General features: G+C 45.8%; 21 protein-coding genes. 12 read left to right on the top strand and 9 right to left on the bottom strand.

The features are described 5' to 3' along the window. Positions 1 to 16 precede the first annotated feature (16 nt). Genes kdsC through Xmir_RS18505 form a run of 3 tightly spaced genes read right to left on the bottom strand, consistent with a single transcriptional unit; the run spans position 17 to position 2,589 of the window. Entirely contained in the window at positions 17 to 580 is a 564-nt protein-coding gene (kdsC, locus tag Xmir_RS18515) for a 3-deoxy-manno-octulosonate-8-phosphatase KdsC (protein WP_099115598.1), read from the bottom strand. 27 nt (positions 581 to 607) lie between these two features. After that, the gene (gene kdsD / locus Xmir_RS18510) at positions 608 to 1,576 is read right to left on the bottom strand and encodes an arabinose-5-phosphate isomerase KdsD (RefSeq protein WP_099115597.1); all 969 of its coding nucleotides are present in this window, start codon (positions 1,574 to 1,576) and stop codon (positions 608 to 610) included. Positions 1,577 to 1,611: 35 nt separating this feature from the next. Further along, on the bottom strand, positions 1,612 to 2,589 hold the full coding sequence (locus Xmir_RS18505; RefSeq protein ID WP_099115596.1) for a calcium/sodium antiporter: 978 nt from the start codon (positions 2,587 to 2,589) through the stop codon (positions 1,612 to 1,614). A 229-nt stretch (positions 2,590 to 2,818) separates the two neighbouring features. Here Xmir_RS18505 and mlaF point away from each other — a divergent pair, with 229 nt between their 5' ends. The 7 genes from mlaF to murA all read left to right on the top strand — a co-directional run bounded on the left by mlaF (position 2,819) and on the right by murA (position 7,673). Continuing rightward, the gene (gene mlaF / locus Xmir_RS18500; protein ID WP_099115595.1) at positions 2,819 to 3,622 is read left to right on the top strand and encodes a phospholipid ABC transporter ATP-binding protein MlaF; all 804 of its coding nucleotides are present in this window, start codon (positions 2,819 to 2,821) and stop codon (positions 3,620 to 3,622) included. Positions 3,623 to 3,632: 10 nt separating this feature from the next. Then, positions 3,633 to 4,415 carry a lipid asymmetry maintenance ABC transporter permease subunit MlaE gene (gene mlaE, locus Xmir_RS18495; protein ID WP_099115606.1) on the top strand — a complete coding sequence of 261 codons (783 nt, stop codon included), beginning with the start codon at positions 3,633 to 3,635 and terminating at the stop codon, positions 4,413 to 4,415. 4 nt (positions 4,416 to 4,419) lie between these two features. Further along, positions 4,420 to 4,932, top strand: coding sequence for an outer membrane lipid asymmetry maintenance protein MlaD (gene mlaD / locus Xmir_RS18490; RefSeq protein WP_099115594.1), 513 nt, complete (start codon positions 4,420 to 4,422; stop codon positions 4,930 to 4,932). A gap of 33 nt (positions 4,933 to 4,965) precedes the next feature. Continuing rightward, positions 4,966 to 5,595: a phospholipid-binding protein MlaC gene (gene mlaC, locus Xmir_RS18485; protein ID WP_099115593.1), complete on the top strand. Its 630-nt coding sequence runs from the start codon at positions 4,966 to 4,968 to the stop codon at positions 5,593 to 5,595. A 1-nt stretch (position 5,596) separates the two neighbouring features. Beyond that, positions 5,597 to 5,950 carry a lipid asymmetry maintenance protein MlaB gene (mlaB, locus tag Xmir_RS18480; protein WP_099115592.1) on the top strand — a complete coding sequence of 118 codons (354 nt, stop codon included), beginning with the start codon at positions 5,597 to 5,599 and terminating at the stop codon, positions 5,948 to 5,950. Positions 5,951 to 6,098: 148 nt separating this feature from the next. Next, positions 6,099 to 6,353 carry a BolA family iron metabolism protein IbaG gene (gene ibaG / locus Xmir_RS18475; RefSeq protein WP_099115591.1) on the top strand — a complete coding sequence of 85 codons (255 nt, stop codon included), beginning with the start codon at positions 6,099 to 6,101 and terminating at the stop codon, positions 6,351 to 6,353. 57 nt (positions 6,354 to 6,410) lie between these two features. Further along, complete coding sequence (murA, locus tag Xmir_RS18470; protein WP_099115590.1) at positions 6,411 to 7,673, top strand: UDP-N-acetylglucosamine 1-carboxyvinyltransferase; 1,263 nt, start codon at positions 6,411 to 6,413, stop codon at positions 7,671 to 7,673. A gap of 154 nt (positions 7,674 to 7,827) precedes the next feature. On the opposite strand, the gene degS is transcribed toward murA, so the two are convergent. The 3 genes from degS to zapG form a co-directional block, all read right to left on the bottom strand. Further along, the gene (gene degS, locus Xmir_RS18465) at positions 7,828 to 8,883 is read right to left on the bottom strand and encodes an outer membrane-stress sensor serine endopeptidase DegS (protein ID WP_099115589.1); all 1,056 of its coding nucleotides are present in this window, start codon (positions 8,881 to 8,883) and stop codon (positions 7,828 to 7,830) included. Between the two features lie 112 nt (positions 8,884 to 8,995). Then, a complete protein-coding gene (degQ, locus tag Xmir_RS18460; RefSeq protein ID WP_099115588.1) occupies positions 8,996 to 10,375 on the bottom strand; it encodes a serine endoprotease DegQ in 1,380 nt (459 codons plus the stop codon). A 257-nt stretch (positions 10,376 to 10,632) separates the two neighbouring features. After that, positions 10,633 to 11,037, bottom strand: a complete 405-nt coding sequence (gene zapG / locus Xmir_RS18455; protein ID WP_099115587.1) for a Z-ring associated protein ZapG — start codon at positions 11,035 to 11,037, stop codon at positions 10,633 to 10,635. A gap of 324 nt (positions 11,038 to 11,361) precedes the next feature. On the opposite strand from zapG, the gene zapE reads away from it, so the two are divergent. From zapE to sspB, 5 genes are all read left to right on the top strand, one after another. Continuing rightward, complete coding sequence (gene zapE / locus Xmir_RS18450) at positions 11,362 to 12,489, top strand: cell division protein ZapE (RefSeq protein ID WP_099115586.1); 1,128 nt, start codon at positions 11,362 to 11,364, stop codon at positions 12,487 to 12,489. Between the two features lie 258 nt (positions 12,490 to 12,747). Next, positions 12,748 to 13,176 carry a 50S ribosomal protein L13 gene (gene rplM, locus Xmir_RS18445; protein ID WP_038259580.1) on the top strand — a complete coding sequence of 143 codons (429 nt, stop codon included), beginning with the start codon at positions 12,748 to 12,750 and terminating at the stop codon, positions 13,174 to 13,176. Between the two features lie 15 nt (positions 13,177 to 13,191). Continuing rightward, positions 13,192 to 13,584, top strand: coding sequence for a 30S ribosomal protein S9 (rpsI, locus tag Xmir_RS18440; protein ID WP_010847761.1), 393 nt, complete (start codon positions 13,192 to 13,194; stop codon positions 13,582 to 13,584). A 430-nt stretch (positions 13,585 to 14,014) separates the two neighbouring features. Further along, positions 14,015 to 14,656: a stringent starvation protein SspA gene (gene sspA / locus Xmir_RS18435; protein ID WP_099115585.1), complete on the top strand. Its 642-nt coding sequence runs from the start codon at positions 14,015 to 14,017 to the stop codon at positions 14,654 to 14,656. A gap of 3 nt (positions 14,657 to 14,659) precedes the next feature. Further along, complete coding sequence (sspB, locus tag Xmir_RS18430) at positions 14,660 to 15,142, top strand: ClpXP protease specificity-enhancing factor (RefSeq protein WP_099115584.1); 483 nt, start codon at positions 14,660 to 14,662, stop codon at positions 15,140 to 15,142. Positions 15,143 to 15,282: 140 nt separating this feature from the next. Here the strand turns inward: sspB and Xmir_RS18425 are convergent, their stop codons facing one another. The 3 genes from Xmir_RS18425 to gltB form a co-directional block, all read right to left on the bottom strand. Continuing rightward, positions 15,283 to 15,792: a hypothetical protein gene (locus tag Xmir_RS18425; protein WP_099115583.1), complete on the bottom strand. Its 510-nt coding sequence runs from the start codon at positions 15,790 to 15,792 to the stop codon at positions 15,283 to 15,285. Between the two features lie 323 nt (positions 15,793 to 16,115). Beyond that, a complete protein-coding gene (locus Xmir_RS18420; RefSeq protein ID WP_099115582.1) occupies positions 16,116 to 17,534 on the bottom strand; it encodes a glutamate synthase small subunit in 1,419 nt (472 codons plus the stop codon). A gap of 10 nt (positions 17,535 to 17,544) precedes the next feature. Next, positions 17,545 to 22,002, bottom strand: coding sequence for a glutamate synthase large subunit (gltB, locus tag Xmir_RS18415; RefSeq protein WP_099115581.1), 4,458 nt, complete (start codon positions 22,000 to 22,002; stop codon positions 17,545 to 17,547). Between the last annotated feature and the right edge of the window lie 530 nt (positions 22,003 to 22,532).

The following is a 22,532-nucleotide window of genomic DNA, read 5'->3' as shown; positions in this document are numbered from 1 at the left end:
TTTTTTCAATTTTAGTTTATATGGATAATCCTTTGGCACCTTCCAGCTTATTTTGAGCGAAGAGCACCAAATCACAAAGTTCCCTGACTGCACCACGACCACCCGCAATCCGGGTCACATAATCTGCCTTCGGCAACAGCAGTGGATGGGCATCCGCAACCGCAGCAGATAATCCAACCTGTGTCATAACGGGCCAGTCAATAAGGTCGTCGCCAATATAGGCAACTTGATCTGGCTGTAACGCTAGTTTATCCAACAGTTCTTGATACGCCAAAAGCTTATCGTTTTGGCCTTGGTAAAGATGTGTAATGCCTAATGTTTTTGCGCGATCTTCCAGCAGTTTTGCCTTGCGGCCGGTAATAATCGCAACTTCAATGCCCGAAGTGATTAAACAACGGATGCCATAACCATCACGAACATTAAACGCTTTCAGCTCTTCCCCTTGATTACCCATGTAGATCAGTCCATCAGACATAACGCCATCAACATCACAAATCAGGAGACGAATTTTACTGGCTTTTTCGATAATATCTTTGTTAACCGGACCATAGCAGGTGTCCAGATACTCTTTTTGACTCATTAAGGGATTCTCTTAAGGTTTATACTATTATACGACCCCGGCCTGTAAAAGGTCGTGCATATGTAATACACCAAGCAATTTGTCTCCTTCTGTAACCAACAGGGACGTAATGTGGCGTGATTGCATCAGATTTAACGCATCAACGGCCAGGGCGTTGGGTTTGATGCGGATGCCTCCGGAGGTCATCACATCAGAGATTTTCGCATGGTTTAAATCGATTCCCATATCGAAAACCCGGCGTAAATCGCCATCAGTAAAAATTCCGTTGATCTGCATGTCAGCATCACAAATAACTGTCATACCTAGCTTCTTGCGTGTGATTTCCACCAAAGCTTCACGCAATGTTGCTGTACGTGGAACACGGGGAATGTCATCACCAGTGGTCATTAAATCACTAGCCAGTAATAGAAGTTTGCGCCCCAGCGTGCCCCCCGGGTGGGAAAGTGCAAAATCTTCGGCAGTAAAACCACGGGCTTGTAAGAGGGCAACGGCCAAAGCATCTCCCATGACAAGCGTGGCTGTCGTGCTGGTGGTTGGTGCAAGGCCCAACGGGCAGGCTTCTTGTGGCGTTTTAATACATAAATGGACATCAGCGGCTTTTCCCATGCTACTGATAAGGTTATTTGTCATGCAGATTAGCGGAACTTTTTGTCGCTTGAGAACAGGAATCAACGCCAGAATTTCATTTGATTCACCTGAATTGGAAATTGCCAGAACGATATCTTTTGATGTCACCATGCCAAGATCGCCGTGGCTAGCCTCGCCGGGATGGACGAAGAAAGAAGGCGTTCCGGTACTGGCAAATGTTGCAGCGATTTTCCGCCCAATGTGGCCGGATTTGCCCATTCCCATGACAATGACTTTTCCCTCACAACTAAACATCAATTCACAGGCCTGACTGAAATCGTCATTGATATATTGTTCCAGACCAGCCAGTCCGTTGAGTTCGATGTGTAATACTTTCTTACCTGCTTGCTGAAAATCGATCTTAGGCATTTCTATTTCCCACTCTTTTCCCATTCAATCGGCAATTAATGCGTACCGTAATAATTAGAAACAAAAAGTACGACAAAATAAGTGATAAAACAGCTCAATAACAAGATGCCGTTTAATCGGTTCAATCGGTGCTTTCTTCCCAGACAGAATACCGTGAATAGTATACTGGCTGCCATCATGACCCAAAAGTCCCGGGAAAAAGCTTCAGGTGAAATAACGCTGGGGGAAAGTATGGCGGGAATACCCAAAACGAGGGTGATATTGAATACATTAGAGCCAATGATACTTCCCATTGCCATATCATTCTCACCTTTTATGGCCGCGGCAATCGTAGTGGCGAGTTCAGGCAAGCTGGTTCCCACGGCAAGGATAGTCAGCCCGATGACCAATTCACTCACTCCATAAATACGCGCAATGACAGTTGCGTTGTCAATCACCATACGGGTAGAAATGGGGAGAATAATCAAACCCAAAACAACCCAAAGCAGGGCAATGCCTTTGTTGCCTTCGACAGGTAATTCCGCATTTCGTTCCTGAGTATAACTATCCATGCCATCAGACTGGGATAATGAGGTCATTTTGATCATCAGGGCGATGAAGAAAAGGGCTGAAAGCAACAAAAGGATACCATCCAGACGGCTTAGGTAGCTGTTAGATAACAGATATCCGGCAAATGCAGTGATCACCAGCATCAGTGGCACTTCCTGACGCAGGATATTGGATTTCACTGTGATTGGCCTGATGAAAGCCGCAGCGCCTGTAATCAGCAGCAGGTTAGTAATATTGGAACCAATGGCATTGCCTACGGCCATGTCCGGCAGCCCGTCTAAAATTGCTGTAATAGACACCATGAGTTCTGGCAGTGAGGTTCCGATTCCTATAATGATCAGCCCAATAATAAATGGAGGGATCTTCATGGCACGGGCAAAAACCGCAGCACCATAAACCAATCTATCAGAAGCATATACTAGTAAAATCAACCCGGTAATGAGCAGTACAATAGTCAGAAACATGGGGGCGCCTTAAATAAGATTTATTCCGAGCATAATGCTAATAGTGGTTGATTTCTAAACATGAAATGTTTATTCAGCTAGACTTATACATTCTGACGGCCAAGAGATAAAAAGTAAAATTTGTCACCACTTTGCTAACGCAAACTGGGCAATTTTTTGTAGTATGCGTCATGGATTATTTAAATAAAGTAATGAAGACAGTTCTATTAACGGTTAGGGGCTATCAACAATGAGTCAACAAACAGCAAATCTAATTGAGATCTGCGGTATGTATTTCACCCGAGGTCAACGCCCGATTTTTGCTGATATTAATCTGACCGTCCCGAAAGGAAAAATTACCGCCATCATGGGGCCTTCCGGTATAGGAAAAACCACTTTGTTGCGTCTGATTGGAGGGCAAATCCGCCCTGAACGCGGCGAAATCTGGTTTGATGGCGATAATATTCCAGCGTTGTCCCGTCCACGTCTTTATGCTGCCCGCAAGAAAATGAGCATGTTATTTCAGTCAGGTGCATTGTTTACCGATCTGAATGTTTTTGACAATGTCGCTTTTCCTTTGCGTGAGCATACCCAATTACCCGAAGAGTTGATTCATACAACTGTGATGATGAAGTTGGAAGCGGTAGGGTTGCGTGGTGCTGCGTACTTGATGCCATCGGAACTGTCTGGCGGCATGGCAAGGCGGGCGGCATTGGCGAGGGCAATCGCACTCGATCCTGATTTAATCATGTTTGATGAACCGTTCGTTGGTCAAGACCCTATCACGATGGGGGTTTTGGTGAAACTGATCGATGAACTGAATCACGCACTTGGTGTTACGTGTGTTGTGGTTTCCCACGATGTACCTGAAGTTCTGAGTATTGCTGACTATGCCTATATTGTGGCTGAACGGAAAGTGATCGCAGAAGGGACGCCAGAACAATTGAAAATGAATCAGGATCAGCGGGTACGGCAATTTCTGGATGGTATCGCTGATGGGCCAGTACCTTTCCGTTTCCCTGCTGGGGATTACAAAACTGAGTTATTAGGATAATGGAATGGTGATGTTAACACGAGCATTGGCAGCATTGGGCCGGCGCATGATTGAGGTTACGGCTTCATTCGGTCGTGCGGGTTTCATGTTGTTCAGTGCAATTATTGGTAAGCCGGAGCCTGCCAGACAATGGAAACTCTTGCGTCAGCAACTTTATAGCGTGGGTGTTCAATCTTTGCTGATTATTGTGGTTTCAGGGCTGTTTATCGGCATGGTTCTGGCATTGCAGGGCTATCTGGTTTTGAGCACATTCAGTGCCGAGGGCAGCCTTGGCATGATGGTAGCGCTTTCACTGTTGCGTGAGTTAGGGCCTGTGGTGACGGCGCTGTTGTTTGCGGGGCGGGCGGGTTCAGCTTTGACCGCAGAAATTGGTTTGATGAAAGCGACGGAGCAAATTTCCAGTCTGGAAATGATGGCTATTGACCCACTGCGTCGAGTGATTGCTCCACGTTTTTGGGCGGGTTTTATCAGCATGCCTTTGTTGTCTCTGATCTTTGTTGCTGTTGGGATCATGGGGGGCGCGATTGTCGGCGTGGATTGGAAAGGCATTGATGGAGGCTTTTTCTGGTCGTCCATGCAATCTGCGGTGGAATGGCAAAAAGACTTGCTGAACTGTTTTCTCAAAAGTGTCGTTTTTGCCATCACAGTAACGTGGATTGCTCTGTTTAATGGTTATGACGCTATCCCAACGTCGGAGGGGATCAGCAGGGCGACAACGCGTACAGTAGTTCATGCGTCGTTGGCGGTATTGGGTTTGGATTTTGTGCTGACAGCACTGATGTTTGGGAACTAAGTTGATGCAAAACAAGAAAAATGAAATTTGGGTTGGGGCTTTTGTTCTGATTGCATTGGCTGCAATCATTTTCTTATGTCTGAAAGTGGCGGATATCCGTTCTTTCGGCAGTCAGCCAACTTATCGTGTCTATGCCGCATTTAACAATATTGGTGGCCTGAAAGTGCGTTCACCGGTGAAAGTCGGTGGCGTGGTGATTGGCCGTGTGGAAAAAATCTGGTTGGATCACAAAACCTATACGCCACAGGTTGAATTGGATATTTTTACGCAATACGACAATATACCCAATACCAGCTCGCTTTCTATCCGAACCTCAGGGTTGTTGGGTGAACAATATATTGCACTCAATATTGGTTTTGATGACCCTGATTTGGGAACCTCCATGTTGAAAGATGGAGACAAGATTGAAGATACCAAGCCAGCGATGGTACTTGAAGATTTGATTGGTCAGTTCTTGTATAAGAGCGGTAGCGGAAATCAGGAAAAATCCGCTTCGACACCTGAACAAGCACACTAACCAGTAAACCACTGCTTAGGAGAAATAATACTTATGTTTAAGCGATTACTCATGGTTGCGTTGTTTGTGGTTGCGCCATTGGCCAGCGCTACGGATCAAACTAATCCCTACGCATTGATGAAAGATGCGGCAGAAAAAACGTTTACCCGTTTGAAGAATGATCAACCGCAGATTCAGTCGAACCCAGAAGTCCTGCGTCAAATTGTACGCCAAGAATTGTTGCCTTATGTGCAAATAAAATATGCTGGCGCACTGGTGTTGGGGCCTTATTACAAACAAGCGACACCTGAGCAGCGTGATGCTTATTTCAAGGCGTTTGAATCCTATCTGGAACAGGCATATGGTCAGGCTTTGGCTATGTATCATGGGCAAAATTACCAAATTGCACCAGAGCAGCCATTGGGCGATAAGACAATAGTGGCAATCCGTGTCACGATTACTGATTCCAATGGGCAACCGCCGATTCGTTTGGATTTCCAATGGCGTAAAAACAGTAAAACGGGTTACTGGCAGGCTTACGACATGATCGCTGAAGGCGTGAGCATGATCACCACTAAACAGAATGAGTGGGCGGATATCCTGCGTCAGAAAGGTATTGATGGGCTGACTGAACAATTGTCTATCAGCGCGAAAGCGCCAATCACTTTAGAAAAGAAAAAGTGATATGAAACAGGATATTCTTGATAGTGGCATAGTCGGTAAAGCACCAGCCAGTCAGGAGACCGTGAGCTGGGAGAAAACGGAGAGTACACTGTTTCTGAAAGGAACATTGGATCGTGACAGCCTGCTTCCTTTGTGGCAACAAAAAGACCGAGTGATGGAGGGGATCGATAACATAGATGTTTCCCAGCTTCATCATGTGGATTCCACCGGGCTGGCTCTTTTTGTTCGCTTAAAGGGAGAATGTCAGCAACAGGGTAGAATTCTGACACTTTCAGGTGTGGGAGAACGTCTGGAAACGTTGGTTACGTTGTATGGTCTGCAAAGTCTTCTGAACGATAACCAGCCCAAAGCGTAATTCTTTCTTTCGATAATCAGCGCCCTTGTAAGCCATCCTCTTACAGGGGCGTTTTTCTTGGTTTAAGAGTCGTCTAGATTCCATTAGGATAGGCGTCTACTATTATTTTTTAACGACACTATTTTCTAACAATGAGTGTGAGCAATTTATGGATAATAATGAAATTAAAAAAGTGCTGATGGAAAGTCTGGCACTTGATGAAGTTATCGTTAGCGGTGATGGCAGCCATTTTCAGGTTATTGTCGTTGGCGCAATTTTTGATGGCTTGAGCCGAGTCAAACAACAGCAAACGGTTTACGCTCCTCTGATGGAATACATTGCAGATAATCGCATTCATGCGTTGTCAATCAAAGCTTATACACCTGCGCAGTGGCAGCGTGACCGCAAGCTTCAGGGATTTTGAGGCTGTTTGCTTCGCCGCGAACAGCACACTTTGAATTAAACAAGAGAATCATGACAGATGGATAAATTTCGTGTGAAAGGGCCTACTTGCCTGTCGGGAGAGGTTACGATTTCCGGGGCAAAAAATGCCGCATTACCAATTATGTTCGCAGCGTTGTTGGCAGAAGAGCCAGTTGAATTACAGAATGTTCCTGAATTGAAGGATATTGATACCACCATCAAATTGCTCAATCGCCTGGGAACGAAAGTGGAACGTAATGGCTCCGTTTTTGTTGATGCCAGTGGAGTCAATGAATATTGTGCTCCTTACGAACTGGTCAAGACAATGCGTGCTTCCATCTGGGCATTGGGGCCGCTGGTGGCGCGTTTTGGTCAGGGGCAAGTCTCTTTGCCGGGCGGTTGTGCCATTGGGGCCCGTCCTGTCGATCTCCATATTTCCGGGCTGGAGCAGCTTGGTGCGAAAATCGTGCTGGATGAAGGTTATGTCAAAGCTTCTGTAGATGGCCGTCTGAAAGGGGCCAGCATTGTCATGGATAAAGTCAGTGTCGGGGCAACAGTGACTATTATGACAGCGGCAACATTGGCGGAAGGTACAACTGTCATTGAGAATGCGGCGCGTGAACCTGAAATTGAAGATACGGCTAATTTCCTCAATACGTTGGGAGCGAAAATCAGTGGTGCAGGCACTGATCGCATCGTGATTGAGGGGGTTGACCGTTTAGGCGGTGGGGTTCATCGTGTTCTGCCTGATCGTATCGAAACAGGCACTTTTCTGGTGGCTGCGGCGATTTCCCGTGGCAAAGTGGTTTGCCGTCATGCCAAGCCCGATACACTGGATGCTGTTTTAGCGAAACTGCGTGAAGCGGGTGCAGACATCAAAGTGGGAGAGGATTGGGTTAGTCTTGATATGCACGGTCAGCGCCCTAAAGCAGTCACATTCCGCACGGCTCCGCATCCGGGTTTCCCGACCGATATGCAGGCGCAATTCAGCTTGTTGAATATGGTTGCGGATGGTGCAGGAATGATCACAGAAACCATCTTTGAAAATCGTTTTATGCACATTCCTGAGTTGATTCGTATGGGCGCTCGGGCAGAAATCGAGAGCAATACAGTGCTATGCCACGGCGTTGAAAAGCTGTCTGGCGCTCAGGTGATGGCGACTGACTTGCGCGCTTCGGCAAGTTTAGTGCTGGCAGGTTGTATTGCTGAAGGAACTACAGTTGTAGATCGTATTTATCATATCGACCGAGGTTACGAGCACATTGAAGATAAGTTGCGTGGCCTTGGGGCGAATATTGAGCGAATTAAGTCAACTGATTAAGCGAAATTAGTTTTTTTCTTCGTTCATTTAATCCCTCGTCCATAAAGGGGCGGGGGATTAAACACCTTTTTCCATGCAGTGTTCAGGTTTCGAGTGTGCAGATTCTCAAGACACTAATTTCACTAGCCATTAATTTCACTAGCCATTAATTTCACTAACCATCAAACTCATCAATAGTGACACTTAGGGTCAATGAATTTCCATCACGCAGTACGGTGACAGGAACAACGCTACCGGGATGAATTTCTGCGACTTGATCCATTGTTTCAGTGGGTGAAACGGCAGGTTGGTGATTGACGCTGGTAATGATATCACCCACTCTGATGCCTGCTTTTTCGGCAGGGCCTCCCGGTGCGACCTGAAAAACACGCATGCCTTGAATTTGATTGATACTACTGCCTGATGAGCGGATATGGGGTAATTCTCTGGCTGTGATACCTATATATCCTCTAATGACCCGTCCGTCACGGATCAATTTCTGCATGATTGTCGTAGCCAGTTTCGTTGGAATGGCAAATCCCAATCCTTCAGGTGTTGAGCCAAACTCTGATTTATCAAACGTTAACGTATTGATCCCGACTAATTCCCCTAACGTATTAACCAAAGCGCCCCCGGAGTTACCCTGATTAATTGAGGCATCTGTTTGCAGGAAATTCTGGCGGCGGGTCGGACTAAGCCCAACACGCCCTGTCGCACTGATAATGCCTTGCGTGATGGTTTGCCCCAAATTGTATGGATTACCGATAGCCAGAACGACATCTCCTACATGAGCTACACGTTTAGGATTGATGGGGATCACAGGAATATCTGTGGCATTAATTTTCAAAACCGCCAAATCGGTTGGGTCATCTGAACCGACCAACAGGGCTTCATAGAAACGACCGTCTTGCAGGGCGACGATGATGGAACCGGCTTTATTGATGACATGCTTGTTAGTCAGAATATAGCCATGTTCACTCATTATAACGCCAGAACCCAGGGGCCGGAGTTCCCGGCTTTCATGGGAAAAACTACCCATACTGCTGCTATAAATATTGACAACAGCAGGAGCTGCCCGCCTGACTCCTTGGCTGAAACTGTAAACTTGATTGCTGGTGTTATCGCTCAGGAGATTTTTTAAGCCATTGGGTTGCAGGGAAGGAATGGCAATCAGCAAAATAGCTGCAATTAATAAACCTATCAGTATAGAGCGCAATAACTTGGTCAGCATGGCATTATTCAGTAATAATTGATTGAAAAGAAGAATAGCATAGAAGCGAACAGACACAGCATGATACTGTGTCTGTCATGGGTATTAGATCGCGTTTTTAATACTTAATTGATTAATTACGCAGTAACAGATAAATATTATCGTCACCACGTATGACGCTTAATGCGATAACTGAAGCTTTATCTTCAATGACCTTACGCAATTCGCCAATATTCCGCACACGCGCATTATTGGCGCCAACAATTAGGTCATCTTTCTGCAAACCAGACAGTGCGGCAGGCGAGTTCTGAGCAATGGAGTCTACTTTGATGCCTTGAGTGCTTTTCACAGTGGCATTGCTCAGGGTTGCTCCTTGCAAGGCCATACTCAGTTTTTCTGCTTTAGTTGACTGACCATCACTGTTATCCAATGTTACGGTGACTTCCAGTGGTTTCCCTTTGCGCAGCAGGCCAATTTTGATAGCTTTGCCCGGAACGGTTGTGCCAATTTTTGCCCGCAATTCAGCAAAGCTGTTGATCTTCTTACCATCAAAGGAAACCAATACATCCCCTGGTTTGATACCCGCTTTGGCGGCAGCCGATTTAGGTATAACTTCGCTGACAAATGCCCCTTGTTGTGCATCAATGTTGAGTGCCTTAGCGATATCTGCGCTCATTTCGGTTCCTTTGATCCCGAGTATGCCACGTTTGACTTCTCCATTGGCAATGAGTTGTGCAGAAAGGCTCCGGGCCATATTACTTGGGATAGCAAAACCAATACCCACGTTACCACCGCCCGGTGCAATAATGGCGGTGTTAATACCGATTAATTCCCCTTTCAGGTTAATCAAGGCACCACCTGAGTTACCGCGGTTAATGGACGCATCGGTCTGGATAAAGTTTTCCAGACCTTCCAAATTCAGGCCACTGCGGCCAAGAGCGGAAATGATCCCGGATGTAACAGTTTGCCCTAGCCCAAATGGATTACCGATTGCTACGGCATAATCCCCGACGCGCAGTTGGTCGGAATCAGCGAACTTAATGGCTGTCAGGTTTTTGGCATCTTTCAGTTCTAAGAGTGCGATATCCGTTTGTGGATCGCGCCCAACCAGTTTTGCGGAGTATTCGCGACCGTCGTTTAATTGGACTCGTATTTTGTTGGCATTTTCAATGACATGACTATTGGTCAGCACATAGCCTTTATTGGCATCAATAATAACGCCGGATCCTAACCCCTTGAATGGGCGGCTTCGCTGTTCTTGTGGCGGAAAAGCAGGCCCAAAGAAGAATTGGAAATCTTCGGGTAATTGAAGCTGTTGATTTTGTACTTCAGTACCTGAAACATGCACGGTAACAACGGAAGGAAGTACTTTTTCCAGCATTGGTGCCAGGCTGGGCAATTCTTGAGAGGCCACGGCAGCAGGTAATGCTGCATTACTTACCATTGGAACTGAAGCTAAAGACAGTCCAATACTGATAGCAAGTGCGCTAAGCAATGTATTTTTTCTTTTCATTGAATACGTTCTCTTAATACCTATAGCCAAAAAAGGGAAGTTGTACTTAAGAGACCTATCCTGTCAGGGAGTTTAATCTTCCCGGAAATTACGCTTATCGGGATAGGTTCTAAGCATAATTAATTCGATGCTGCTATGACTACTGATTATTCAGCAAAGTTCACTAATAATGTAGTTTCAAAGAATTTCTTTACAGGTATTTACGTGAATTCACGGTTAGTGCGCCGTGGCACCGAATGTTACCACGGCAAAAAAATTTATTGTTTCTTATCTTGGATAGGACGAAACAGGCCGGATGCGCCCTCAGAATAATCCCGTGGAGGTATGTCCGATGCCATTTTATTTTTCTCGGCTTCGGATCCGCTCAGGCGATAATTAAAAGGGTTATCCTGTATCGGCATGTTAGGCATCAGGTCGTTGGAACTTTTGGCCATGTGCTGATATAACTGACGATAATCGCGAGCCATATTATCAAGTAACTCAGCGCTGCGGGCGAAATGGCTGACCAACTCTTTGCGATACTCTTCTAACTCAGTCCGGTTTTTCTCTAGTTCTGCTTGTAGTTCATTCTGTTGGCGTACCTTTGAGCTGCCAAAGCGGACAGCCAGCGCGCCGACGATAAAACCAATGATTAATCCGATCAGTGCATATTCCCAAGTCATGGCAACTCCTTTAGTCACATCATTGTTTTGCAATATCAGTTCTGCAATATCATTACTACCACTATAACCGCTAATTTAGTCAGAGTGGAATATTGATTATTATTTAATTAATTTATACACCATCTAATGTGTTAATTTTATACAGATTTGCTAGGGTATGCAGTGAATTATATCCGATAGATTTTAAGTTGCAGCGTCGCCAGTAAAGCGAAATTTTGGATAATAAATCATATAATGAACTGAAATCAGAAGAGATTGACGCGACTCTATATCAGTAAAATGCCATACGTGCTGAGAATAAAATTTTTAAGGATTGTCACTTTCATGTCACCGATTACACCTTCATCTCTCTATCAATCTGCGTTGTCTGACGGTCAGTACCAGCCTGATGATGTGCAGCGCAATACGGTTGCACGCTTGGATACTCTTCATCACGATCTTATTAATGCCAGCCCTTGCCATTCTTCACAATCCAATAAACTGAAAGGAATATTTGGCAGGTTATTTGGGCGGCAAATCCCTGAACCGTGCCGTCCAGTTCAGGGGCTTTATATGTGGGGCGGTGTCGGGCGTGGGAAAACATGGTTGATGGATATGTTTTTCCAGAGCCTGCCCACAGAGCGAAAGTTACGCCTCCATTTTCATCGTTTCATGTTGCGGGTGCATGAAGAGCTAATGGCCCTGCAAGGGTATGAAGATCCTTTGGAGATAGTGGCTGATGGCTTCAAGGCAGAGACGGATATACTCTGTTTCGATGAGTTTTTTGTTTCTGATATCACGGATGCCATGATCCTCGGTACTTTGCTGGAAGCCCTGTTTGTGCGGGGCATTGCATTGGTAGCAACATCCAACATTCCACCGGATGATTTATACCGAAATGGATTGCAGCGCGCGCGGTTTCTGCCAGCCATTGAGCAAATAAAAAAATATTGCGATGTCATGAATGTTGATGCGGGCATTGACTATCGGTTGCGGACACTCACACAGGCACATCTCTATTTGGCACCATTATCGGAAGAAAATCGGCAGGAGATGCAGCATATGTTCCAACGTTTGTCCGGGCGGGAAGGTGAACCGAATCCGGTTTTGCAGATTAATCATCGCAGTATGCCCGCAATCAGCAGCGTTGACGGGATATTAGCCATCAGCTTTAAAACCTTGTGCGAAGATCCCCGCAGCCAGTTGGATTACATTGCGTTATCGAAACTTTATCATTCGGTGTTGCTGCATGACATGCCAATAATGACCACTTTGTATGAAAGTGCAGCACGACGCTTCATTGCATTAGTTGATGAATTCTATGAACGGCATGTGAAGCTTATTATCAATGCTGAAGTATCAATGGAGCAGATTTATCAGGGAGAATTGCTGACGTTTGAATATCGGCGTTGTTTGTCCCGATTACAGGAAATGCAAAGCGAAGAATACTTGAAACTTCCTCATTTACCTTGATATCTTGACTCTTATGGGAGAAGGCAGCATCGGCCTACTGGATAATTATTGAATTTGGGGTCGATTTTTTACAATGACTTCTCTATAATCTTGCGACCCCACGTTACAGCAGGATTTTTTTCCCAAAAAACTTGCAATAGTGCCGGCATAGGCTATTCGAAGGGGTAGGTTTGCTGGACATGAGTCGTGTGAACCTCAAAAACAGTTTCTGAACATCGAGTGTTCACCAACGTGTAACTTATAATTGGGTAAGCTTTAATGAAAACTTTTACAGCTAAACCAGAAACCGTAAAACGCGACTGGTATGTTGTTGACGCAGATGGCAAAACTTTAGGCCGTCTTGCAACTGAAATAGCTCGTCGCCTGCGCGGCAAGCACAAAGCGGAATATACTCCGCACGTTGATACTGGTGATTACATCATTATTGTTAACGCAGAAAAAGTTGCTGTAACCGGCAACAAACGTGCTGACAAGATCTATTATCACCACACTGGCCACATCGGTGGTATCAAGCAAGCGACCTTTGAAGAGATGATTGCTCGCCGTCCTGAGCGTGTCATTGAAATCGCGGTTAAAGGCATGCTGCCAAAAGGGCCACTGGGTCGTGCAATGTACCGTAAACTGAAAGTTTACGCGGGCAGCGAGCACAACCATGCGGCACAGCAACCACAAGTTCTGGACATTTAATCGGGATTATAGGCAATGGCTGAAAATCAATACTACGGCACTGGTCGCCGCAAAAGCTCTTCCGCGCGTGTCTTCATTAAGCCAGGTAGCGGTAACATCGTAATCAACCAACGCAGCCTCGAAGTTTACTTCGGTCGTGAAACTGCGCGCATGGTTGTTCGTCAACCACTTGAGCTGGTTGAAATGCTGGGCAAACTGGATCTATACATCACTGTTAAAGGTGGTGGTATTTCTGGTCAGGCAGGCGCAATCCGTCACGGTATCACCCGTGCACTGATGGCTTATGACGAGACTCTGCGTTCTGATCTTCGCAAAGCTGGCTTCGTTACTCGCGATGCTCGTGAAGTTGAACGTAAAAAAGTGGGTCTGCGCAAAGCACGTCGTCGTCCACAGTTCTCCAAACGTTAATTTATTGCCACCCTTGTGGCATTGGATTAAAGTTGAAAACCCGTCATTTTATGGCGGGTTTTTTTATGTCATGAGATTTTTCATTCTTCGATAATCCGCTATTTTTCGCCAAAAAATAGCATATTAAAGAAACAAATCTTTAGATTCTAATATTTCATCATTAATTCTCGATGTACTTCCTCACAAAATGTGCAAAATCTGGTAGACTAGTAATAATTTTTTGCCTTATCCATGAGTTTGCCTGATTTGGCAGAGGTAAAATATATCTTCAAAATATTTCTCGTTACCGCCAGCAATGCTGTTACTTGAAAGATGAAGGGATAACAACCTCGGATAATAAGCGCGAAACAGGATGAGAATATGAGCGAGAATGGCCGCTGTTCACTGAAGGGCTGTTCGTTCCTTTTTTTAGATAAACTTGGAGGTTTTCATGGCTGTCGCTGCCAACAAACGTTCGGTAATGACTCTGTTTTCCGGCCCGACCGACATTTTTAGCCATCAAGTGCGAATTGTACTGGCGGAAAAGGGGGTCAGCGTTGAGATTGAACACGTTGAAGCAGGTAACTTACCTCAGGATTTAATTGATCTGAATCCTTACCAGTCAGTTCCTACTCTCGTTGATCGTGAACTGACCCTGTATGATTCTCGCATCATTATGGAATATCTGGATGAGCGTTTCCCACATCCGCCACTCATGCCTGTGTATCCTGTTGCTCGTGGCTCCAGCCGCCTGATGATGCATAGAATTGAAAAAGACTGGTATTCTCTGATGTACAAAATTCAGGAAGGAAATGTTCAGGAGGCTAATGCTGCACGGAAACAGCTTGCTGAAGAATTGCTGGCTATTGGGCCTATTTTCAGGGAAATGCCTTTCTTCATGAGTGATGAATTCAGCTTGGTCGACTGTTACTTGTCTCCGCTGCTGTGGCGTTTGCCTGTCTTGGGCGTTGAGTTGTCAGGCCCGGGCGCAAAAGATCTTCAAGTCTATATGCAGCGTGTATTTGAACGTGACGCATTTTTGGCTTCGTTGACGGAAGCAGAACGTGAAATGCGTTTACAATCACGGAGTTAATTTATGGAGATGACTCAAATGTCTCCACGTCGCCCTTATCTACTGCGGGCACATTATGAGTGGTTGTTGGATAATGAAATGACCCCGCATATTGTTGTGGATGTTAGTCTGTACGGCGTAAACGTTCCATTAGAATATGCACAGAATGGGCAAATTATCCTGAATATTTCACCGAGGGCAGTTGGTAATTTGGAATTGACCAACGATGAAGTTAGATTCAATGCCCGCTTTGGTGGTGTTGCACGTCAAGTCACTGTCCCAATGGAGGCTGTTCTTGCGGTTTATGCCCGTGAGAATGGCGCGGGAATGATGTTTGAACCTGAACTCGCCTATGAAGAGAATAGCGAGTCAGAAGAAGTGGATTCGCCAGTAGCAGACAATTTGGTACTTATCCACGATAAGAAAATTTCTCGTGATGATAAGTCACCAGACGATGAACCACCTCAACCACCAAAAGGCCGCCCAACCTTGCGTGTCGTAAAATAATTGCGCAGTGAACGACATTTCAATCTGAATTTCAAATTTCAGCCTATAAAAGCAGCGGTTTGAAATAAGAAAGGAATAGCAATGGTGTAAAAATAAAGGAGACATTGTTCTCCTTTATTTTTTAGATCCGTTTATTTTTGTCAAAAATAGATACTGGCTGCCTTTTCAATTTCCCATCGACACGTTTCGATATTGTCCCGATTTTTTCCAAAATTAGACTTATTTGCCTCTTTTAGGCTGTCCATCACGTCCTTAAAAAATGCTCTCTTTTTCGATGTTCCTATTATCGTTGGAGGAATATTACAAATATCAGCAAATGAAAGAACGCGATGTTTGTTTGTTAATTCTAATACCTCGGCAGGATTATTAACCAAAGCAAGTGATATAGCGTTGGTGATCTGTTTTGAAACGGTTGGGTGAATATTTTGGGATAATTTGAAGGCAAGTTGTACCCATTGGCTATCACCCGTTGAGATGTTATGGGTAATATTACTCCATTCTCGTTCTTCGCTTAATTCAGCCACAACAGCATTCACCCCTCTTTCCTGCACTTGCTGCATGATCTTTTCGGGCGTAGCAAATCTGGCAACCGATGGCAAACTTATCAAGCACATGAAGGAGAAGAAGAGTACTTGTGTGAATAAGCGCATATATTTCTTCCTAGTTATTATCACTCTAGTGGTCTTTTAATTTAGTTCTATTTAATCAGTTACACTGAGAAGTTTTCTGTTCGAAAACAATAAACCTTGTTGCTGTATTACGGTATTGCACTATTGTTGTATTGTTGTAACGAGTGGGAGATTAAATTGGAATATTTGACTTTAGGATATAAGAATAATCGCATAAATCCAAAAAATAAAATCAGTGTGGTAGTAAGAACAAAATAAAAAAACAGGATTCTTTTAATTTATTGAAATTTTCTCCGGCTTTCTGCCGGAGAAAATAGGGAGAAATAAAGAGGGAAAATTAAGTATTACACTTCAAGATAATCAAGAACGCTGGAAGCGGCTCTTCTGCCTTCAGCGATTGCAGTGACGACTAAGTCAGAACCGCGTACTGCATCTCCACCTGCGAATATTTTAGGGTTACTGGTTTGGAAAGGTAATTCACTGGATTCGGGGGCGATAATGCGTCCCTTTTGATCGAGATCGACTTGATGTTCGTCTAGCCAGCTCATCGTGTGAGGCTTAAAACCAAACGCCATAATCACCGCATCAGCTTCTATCAGGAATTCGGAGCCTTGAATGATTTCAGCTTCACGACGGCCTTTTTCATCTATGGCACCTAGCTGTGTTTTCACGACCCTGACGCCACAAACTTGTCCAGTGCTATTAACTTCAATACTCATTGGCTGAAGATTGAAGCGAAACTCAACACCTTCCTCTTTAGCATTTTTCACTTCCCGGCGAGAACCGGGCATATTTTCTTCATCCCGGCGATAAGCACAGATAACGCTCGTAGCGCCCTGGCGAACTGAAGTACGAACGCAGTCCATGGCTGTATCACCGCCACCCAGAACCAAGACACGTTTACCTTTCATATCAACATAAGGCTGTTCTGGCAGGGAAGAGAAGCCCATCAACTGACGCGTATTAGCGATTAAAAAAGGCAGGGCATCATATACCCCGTCTGCATCTTCGTTTTCCAGCCCGGCGTGAATGGATTGGTAAGTGCCCACACCAAGAAATACAGCATCAAATTCTTTTGTAAGTTCGGTCAGTGAGATGTCTTTACCGATTTCAGTATCTAAGCGGAATTCGATACCCATATCGGAAAACATTTCACGGCGGCGAATCATCACCTCTTTTTCCAGTTTGAAAGCAGGAATGCCAAATGTGAGCAAGCCTCCGATTTCAGGGTGGCGATCATAAACCACAACTTGCACGCCGTTACGAGTGAGGACATCTGCGCAGGCCAATCCCGCAGGGCCAGCGCCAATCACTGCCACCCGTTTGCCTGTCGGGGTTACATGTGACATATCCGGTTTCCAACCCATGGCTATCGCCGTGTCGTTAATGTAGCGTTCAATGTTGCCAATAGTGACTGCACCAAAGTCATCATTCAGCGTACAGGCGCCTTCACACAGGCGATCTTGTGGACAAACTCGTCCACAGACTTCTGGCAGGCTGTTGGTCTGGTGTGATAACTCTGCGGCTTCGATGATGCGCCCTTCATTGGCAAGTTTCAGCCAGTTTGGAATATAGTTATGTACGGGACATTTCCATTCACAGTACGGGTTCCCGCATGCAAGACAACGATCTGCTTGTGCTTGCGCCTGAATTTCTGAAAATGATTCATAAATTTCCACAAATTCTATTTTCCGGATTTTCAATGGCTTCTTCGGCGGATCGACACGCTGTAAGTCGATAAATTGATAAACATTCTGGCTCATTATTGACTCCTTACTGTGCCTGAACCCGCAATTCCGCAGAAGAACGGCTACGGTGTCCCAACAACGCGCTGACATCACTGGATTTGGGTTTAACCAGCGCAAATTTATTGACCCATTGTGACCAATTCTCCAATAGGCTTTCGCCATGTTGAGAACCCGTCAGACGGACATGTTCGGTGATTAATCCCCGCAGATGTTCCTTGTGAATGGCGAGGGCATCCATGGAGAGAACTTCCACCAGCTCTGGATTAACACGTTTGCGGAAATCATCGGACTCATCAAGCACGTAAGCGAATCCGCCGGTCATGCCTGCCCCGAAGTTTACGCCGGTATTGCCGAGGACACAGACGATGCCACCGGTCATATATTCGCAGCCGTTATCGCCGATCCCCTCGACCACAGTGATAGCACCGGAATTACGTACCGCGAAGCGTTCACCGGCACGCCCTGCGGCAAATAATTTTCCACCTGTCGCGCCATAAAGACAGGTATTGCCGATAATGGTGGCTTCGTTACTCTTGAAGGCTGAACCCACAGGAGGGAGGATAACAATTCTGCCTCCTGCCATACCCTTACCGACATAATCATTGGCATCGCCGGCTAAGGTCAATTCGACGCCACTTGCATTCCAGACGCCAAAACTTTGCCCGGCCGTACCGGAGAAATGCAGTTTGATCGGATCGGCCGCTAATCCTTGGTCGCCATATCGCGCCGCAATCTCGCCGGAGAGTGATGCCCCCACAGAGCGGTCAGTATTTTGGATATCAAAATAGAACGTCTTACTCTGTGCATTTTCCACATAAGGCATGGCTTGAGTGACAATGGATTTATTTAACCCACCTTGATCGAAGGGAGGGTTATCCTCCGTACAATGTAAATCTTTGCCCGCGTGAGGCTCTGCGGTTTCCAGTAAAGGCTCAAGACTGAGCTTACTTTGTTTGGCAGAAATCCCCTCAAGTATTTCCAGCAGGTCTGTTCGGCCAATCAAATCAATAAGCCGCTTCACGCCTAATTGCGCCATCAGCTCACGTGTCTCCTGCGCAATAAAGTGAAAGTAATTAATGACTCTTTCTGGCAGGCCGTGATAGTGAGATTGACGCAGTTTTTCATCTTGCGTCGCAACGCCCGTCGCACAGTTATTTAAGTGGCAGATACGCAGATATTTACAGCCGAGGGCCACCATCGGGCCAGTACCAAAACCAAAACTTTCCGCCCCTAAAATAGCGGCTTTGATGATATCCAGACCTGTTTTCAATCCCCCATCAACCTGAAGGCGGATTTTATGGCGCAGCCCATTGGCAACCAGTGCCTGTTGCGTTTCCACCAGCCCCAATTCCCACGGACAACCGGCATATTTTACGGAAGACAAGGGACTCGCACCGGTTCCCCCGTCATAACCGGCAATAGTAATCAGATCGGCGTAGGCTTTGGCGACACCTGTGGCAATCGTTCCCACACCCGGCTCTGAAACCAGTTTCACTGAAATCAGCGCCTTCGGATTCACTTGCTTAAGATCGAAAATCAGTTGAGCCAGGTCTTCGATAGAGTAAATATCATGATGTGGTGGTGGAGAAATCAGTGTGACTCCCGGTACGGAGTAACGCAATTTGGCAATATAAGGCGTTACCTTATCTCCCGGTAACTGACCGCCTTCCCCCGGTTTTGCGCCTTGTGCGACTTTTATCTGAATCACATCGGCGCTGGTCAGATACGCTGGCGTAACCCCGAACCGACCCGATGCGACCTGTTTGATGCGGGAAACTTTCTTTGTCCCGTAACGAGCGGGATCTTCCCCGCCTTCGCCAGAATTGGAAAAACCACCCAAGGTATTCATCGCTTCTGCCAGCGCTTCATGAGCTTCAGGGCTTAGCGCCCCAATCGACATGGCTGCTGTGTCAAAACGTTTGAACAGGGCTTCTGCGGGTTCAACATCCTCAATGGCTATCGGCTCGCCTTTCGGTGCAATAGCCAGTAAATCCCGCAGCGTTGTGACAGGGCGTCCATTCACTAATGCGGAATATTTTTGGTAATCTCTGTATTTGCCGCTGTGAACCGCAGCCTGCAAGGCATTGACGACATCAGGGTTATAAGCATGGTACTCCCCATTATGGACATATTTCAGCAACCCGCCCTGATCGATGGTGTGACGATGTAGCCATGCGCGTTTGGAAAGGTTCCGCAGGTCTTGTTCAAAATCGCTGAAATCCGCCCCTCCAATACGGCTGACAACCCCATTGAAACAGACATCTGTCACCTCAGGATGCAGGCCGACAGCCTCGAACAATTTAGAGCAGCGATAAGAAGAGATAGTGGATATGCCCATTTTGGACATAATCTTATACAGCCCTTTATTAACCCCGTTGCGATAATTCAGCATAACGCGGGCATATGGCGTATTGATTGTGCCATCATCCACCATTTTTCCCAGTGACTCATAGGCCAGATAAGGGTAAACCGCAGTGGCACCAAAGCCTAGCAATACAGCAAAATGATGTGGATCACGCGCGCTGGCCGTTTCTACGATCACGTTGGCATCGCAGCGCAGGTTTTTCTCAACCAAACAGTGCTGAATGGCGCCGACAGCCATTGGGGCAGGGATTGGCAGCTTTTCGGGTGAAATATTGCGATCGGATAGCACCAGTAATACCGCGCCATTACGGACGAGTTTTTCGGCACTTTCACATAAGGTTGCAACTGCACTTTTAAGGCTGGTTTCCTGTGGATTGAAGGTTAAATCCAGCGTATCAGCACGATAATAGGATTCTTGCTGCGTAGTCAGTTGCACGAAATCAGAGTAGAGCAGAACCGGAGATTCAAAACTCAGTCGATGCGCTTGCCCTTCCGCTTCACAAAAGACATTCATTTCCCGCCCAATACGGGTAGCCAATGACATCACATGGGCTTCACGCAGCGGATCGATGGGGGGATTGGTGACTTGGGCAAATTGTTGACGGAAGTAATCATAAATAATGCGCGGGCGGCTGGAGAGTACGGCAAACGGCGTATCATCTCCCATTGAACCGGTAGCTTCCTGGGCATTTTCACCAAGGGTACGGATAATCTGATCCAATTCCTCATTACTGTAGGCAAATTGCTTGTGGTAAGTTGCTAACAGCCGATCATCTAAATCCCTTTGACCTACTTGATCTTCCGGCAATTCTTCAAATGGGGTTAAACGTTTAACATTCTTCTCCAGCCATTCTTTATAGGGATGTCTGAGTTTCAAATCATTATCCGTTTCAGCGGAATGAAGAATGCGGCCTGCATAGGTATCAATGACCATTAATTCACCCGGCCCAACGCGGCCTTTCTCCACGACTTCATCGGGCTGGTAATCCCAAATCCCCACTTCAGAAGCACAGGTAATCAGCTTATCTTTGGTAATCACATAACGGGCAGGGCGCAGGCCATTGCGATCCAGATTACAAGCCGCATAGCGCCCATCAGAAATAACGATGCCGGCAGGGCCATCCCACGGTTCCATGTGCATGGAATTGAAATCGAAGAATGAGCGCAGGTCATCATCCATATCCGGGTTATTCTGCCATGCAGGCGGAACCAGCAGTCGCATCGCGCGAATTAAATCCATACCGCCATTGAGGAACAGCTCCAGCATATTGTCCAATGAACTGGAATCTGAGCCTGTTTCATTTACGAAAGGTGCCGCGGTATGCAAATCAGGGATCAGTGGCGTGCGAAACTTATAGGCTCTCGCTTTAGCCCATTCACGGTTACCTGTAATGGTATTAATTTCCCCATTATGCGCCAGATAACGAAACGGTTGTGCCAGAGGCCAGCGGGGAACCGTATTGGTTGAAAAACGTTGGTGGAATAAACAGATGGAAGATTCCATCCGCAAGTCGGCCAAATCTGGATAGAAACGGGGTAAATCCGCAGCCATGCACAGCCCTTTGTAAATTGTGACCAGATTAGACAGGCTGCAAATATAAAAATCATTGTCAGTGATGCGTTTTTCTATACGGCGTCGGGCGACGAATAACCGGCGTTCTAAATCCTGCGAGCGCCATCCGGCAGGTGCATTGACAAAAATCTGTTCAATACGAGGCAGGCTTGATAGGGCAATATTCCCCAAAATATCGCGATTGATGGGAACTTCCCGCCAACCCACAATAGATAAGGTTTCGTTTTGTAATTCTTGTTCGATGATGTCACGGCATGATTGGGCTATTTTGGCATCCTGACTCAGAAACAGCATACCGACGGCGTAGTTCTTGGCTAGCCGCCATGAATGTTCGTTGGCAATCATCTGAAAAAAACGATGGGGCTTTTGCATTAATAAGCCACAACCATCGCCCGTTTTTCCATCCGCTAAAATCGCGCCCCGGTGCTGCATCCGAGCCAGTGCATGTATGGCGGTGCGCACCACTTTGTGGCTTGGCTCTCCTTCAATATGTGCGATTAATCCAAAACCACAGTTGTCTTTTTCCTGCAAATTATCATACAACATTGTAAAGCTCCCCAAGTTCTGTCCAGCTCTCACATCACTCGCGAGATGATATAGATATATTATTTCTACAGGCGTCTGATTTGCGCCCTCAGTCAATCGCCACTTGTTTTATTGGCAATAACTTTATTGGCAATAACAAGCGGTAAATCAAAATGATGTTGTGTTACTGCATAAATATGAGCCGAGTAATTATCCGGCAGGTGATTTTCAGTGAATCCCCAACTTAACGGTAAAAAGAGAGCAGGTCAAATAATGTCAAATGAGGTTTATTGCAATGATGTTTTATTTATGTAATTGAATTTAAATAGTAAATAATGTTGTTTTGTGTTTTGTGACCAAGATCATGAGCCTTAAATGGTGTGAGCTATATCACTAAAATTGTCGCATTATCTATTTTAGATATGCTCTAAAACACGATGTTACCAGTGTTTTAATCTATAGTTTTTTATTTTTTAGGAATTTTGTTGTGTATTTTATGTTTGATAAGAATAAATGATTGATTGTTTCTTGGGCTAAAAAAGAGGTTAAAA

This window comes from Xenorhabdus miraniensis (assembly GCF_002632615.1).
The sequence above is the reverse complement of the archived record's forward strand: the minus strand, read 5'-3'. Positions and strand labels throughout refer to the sequence as shown.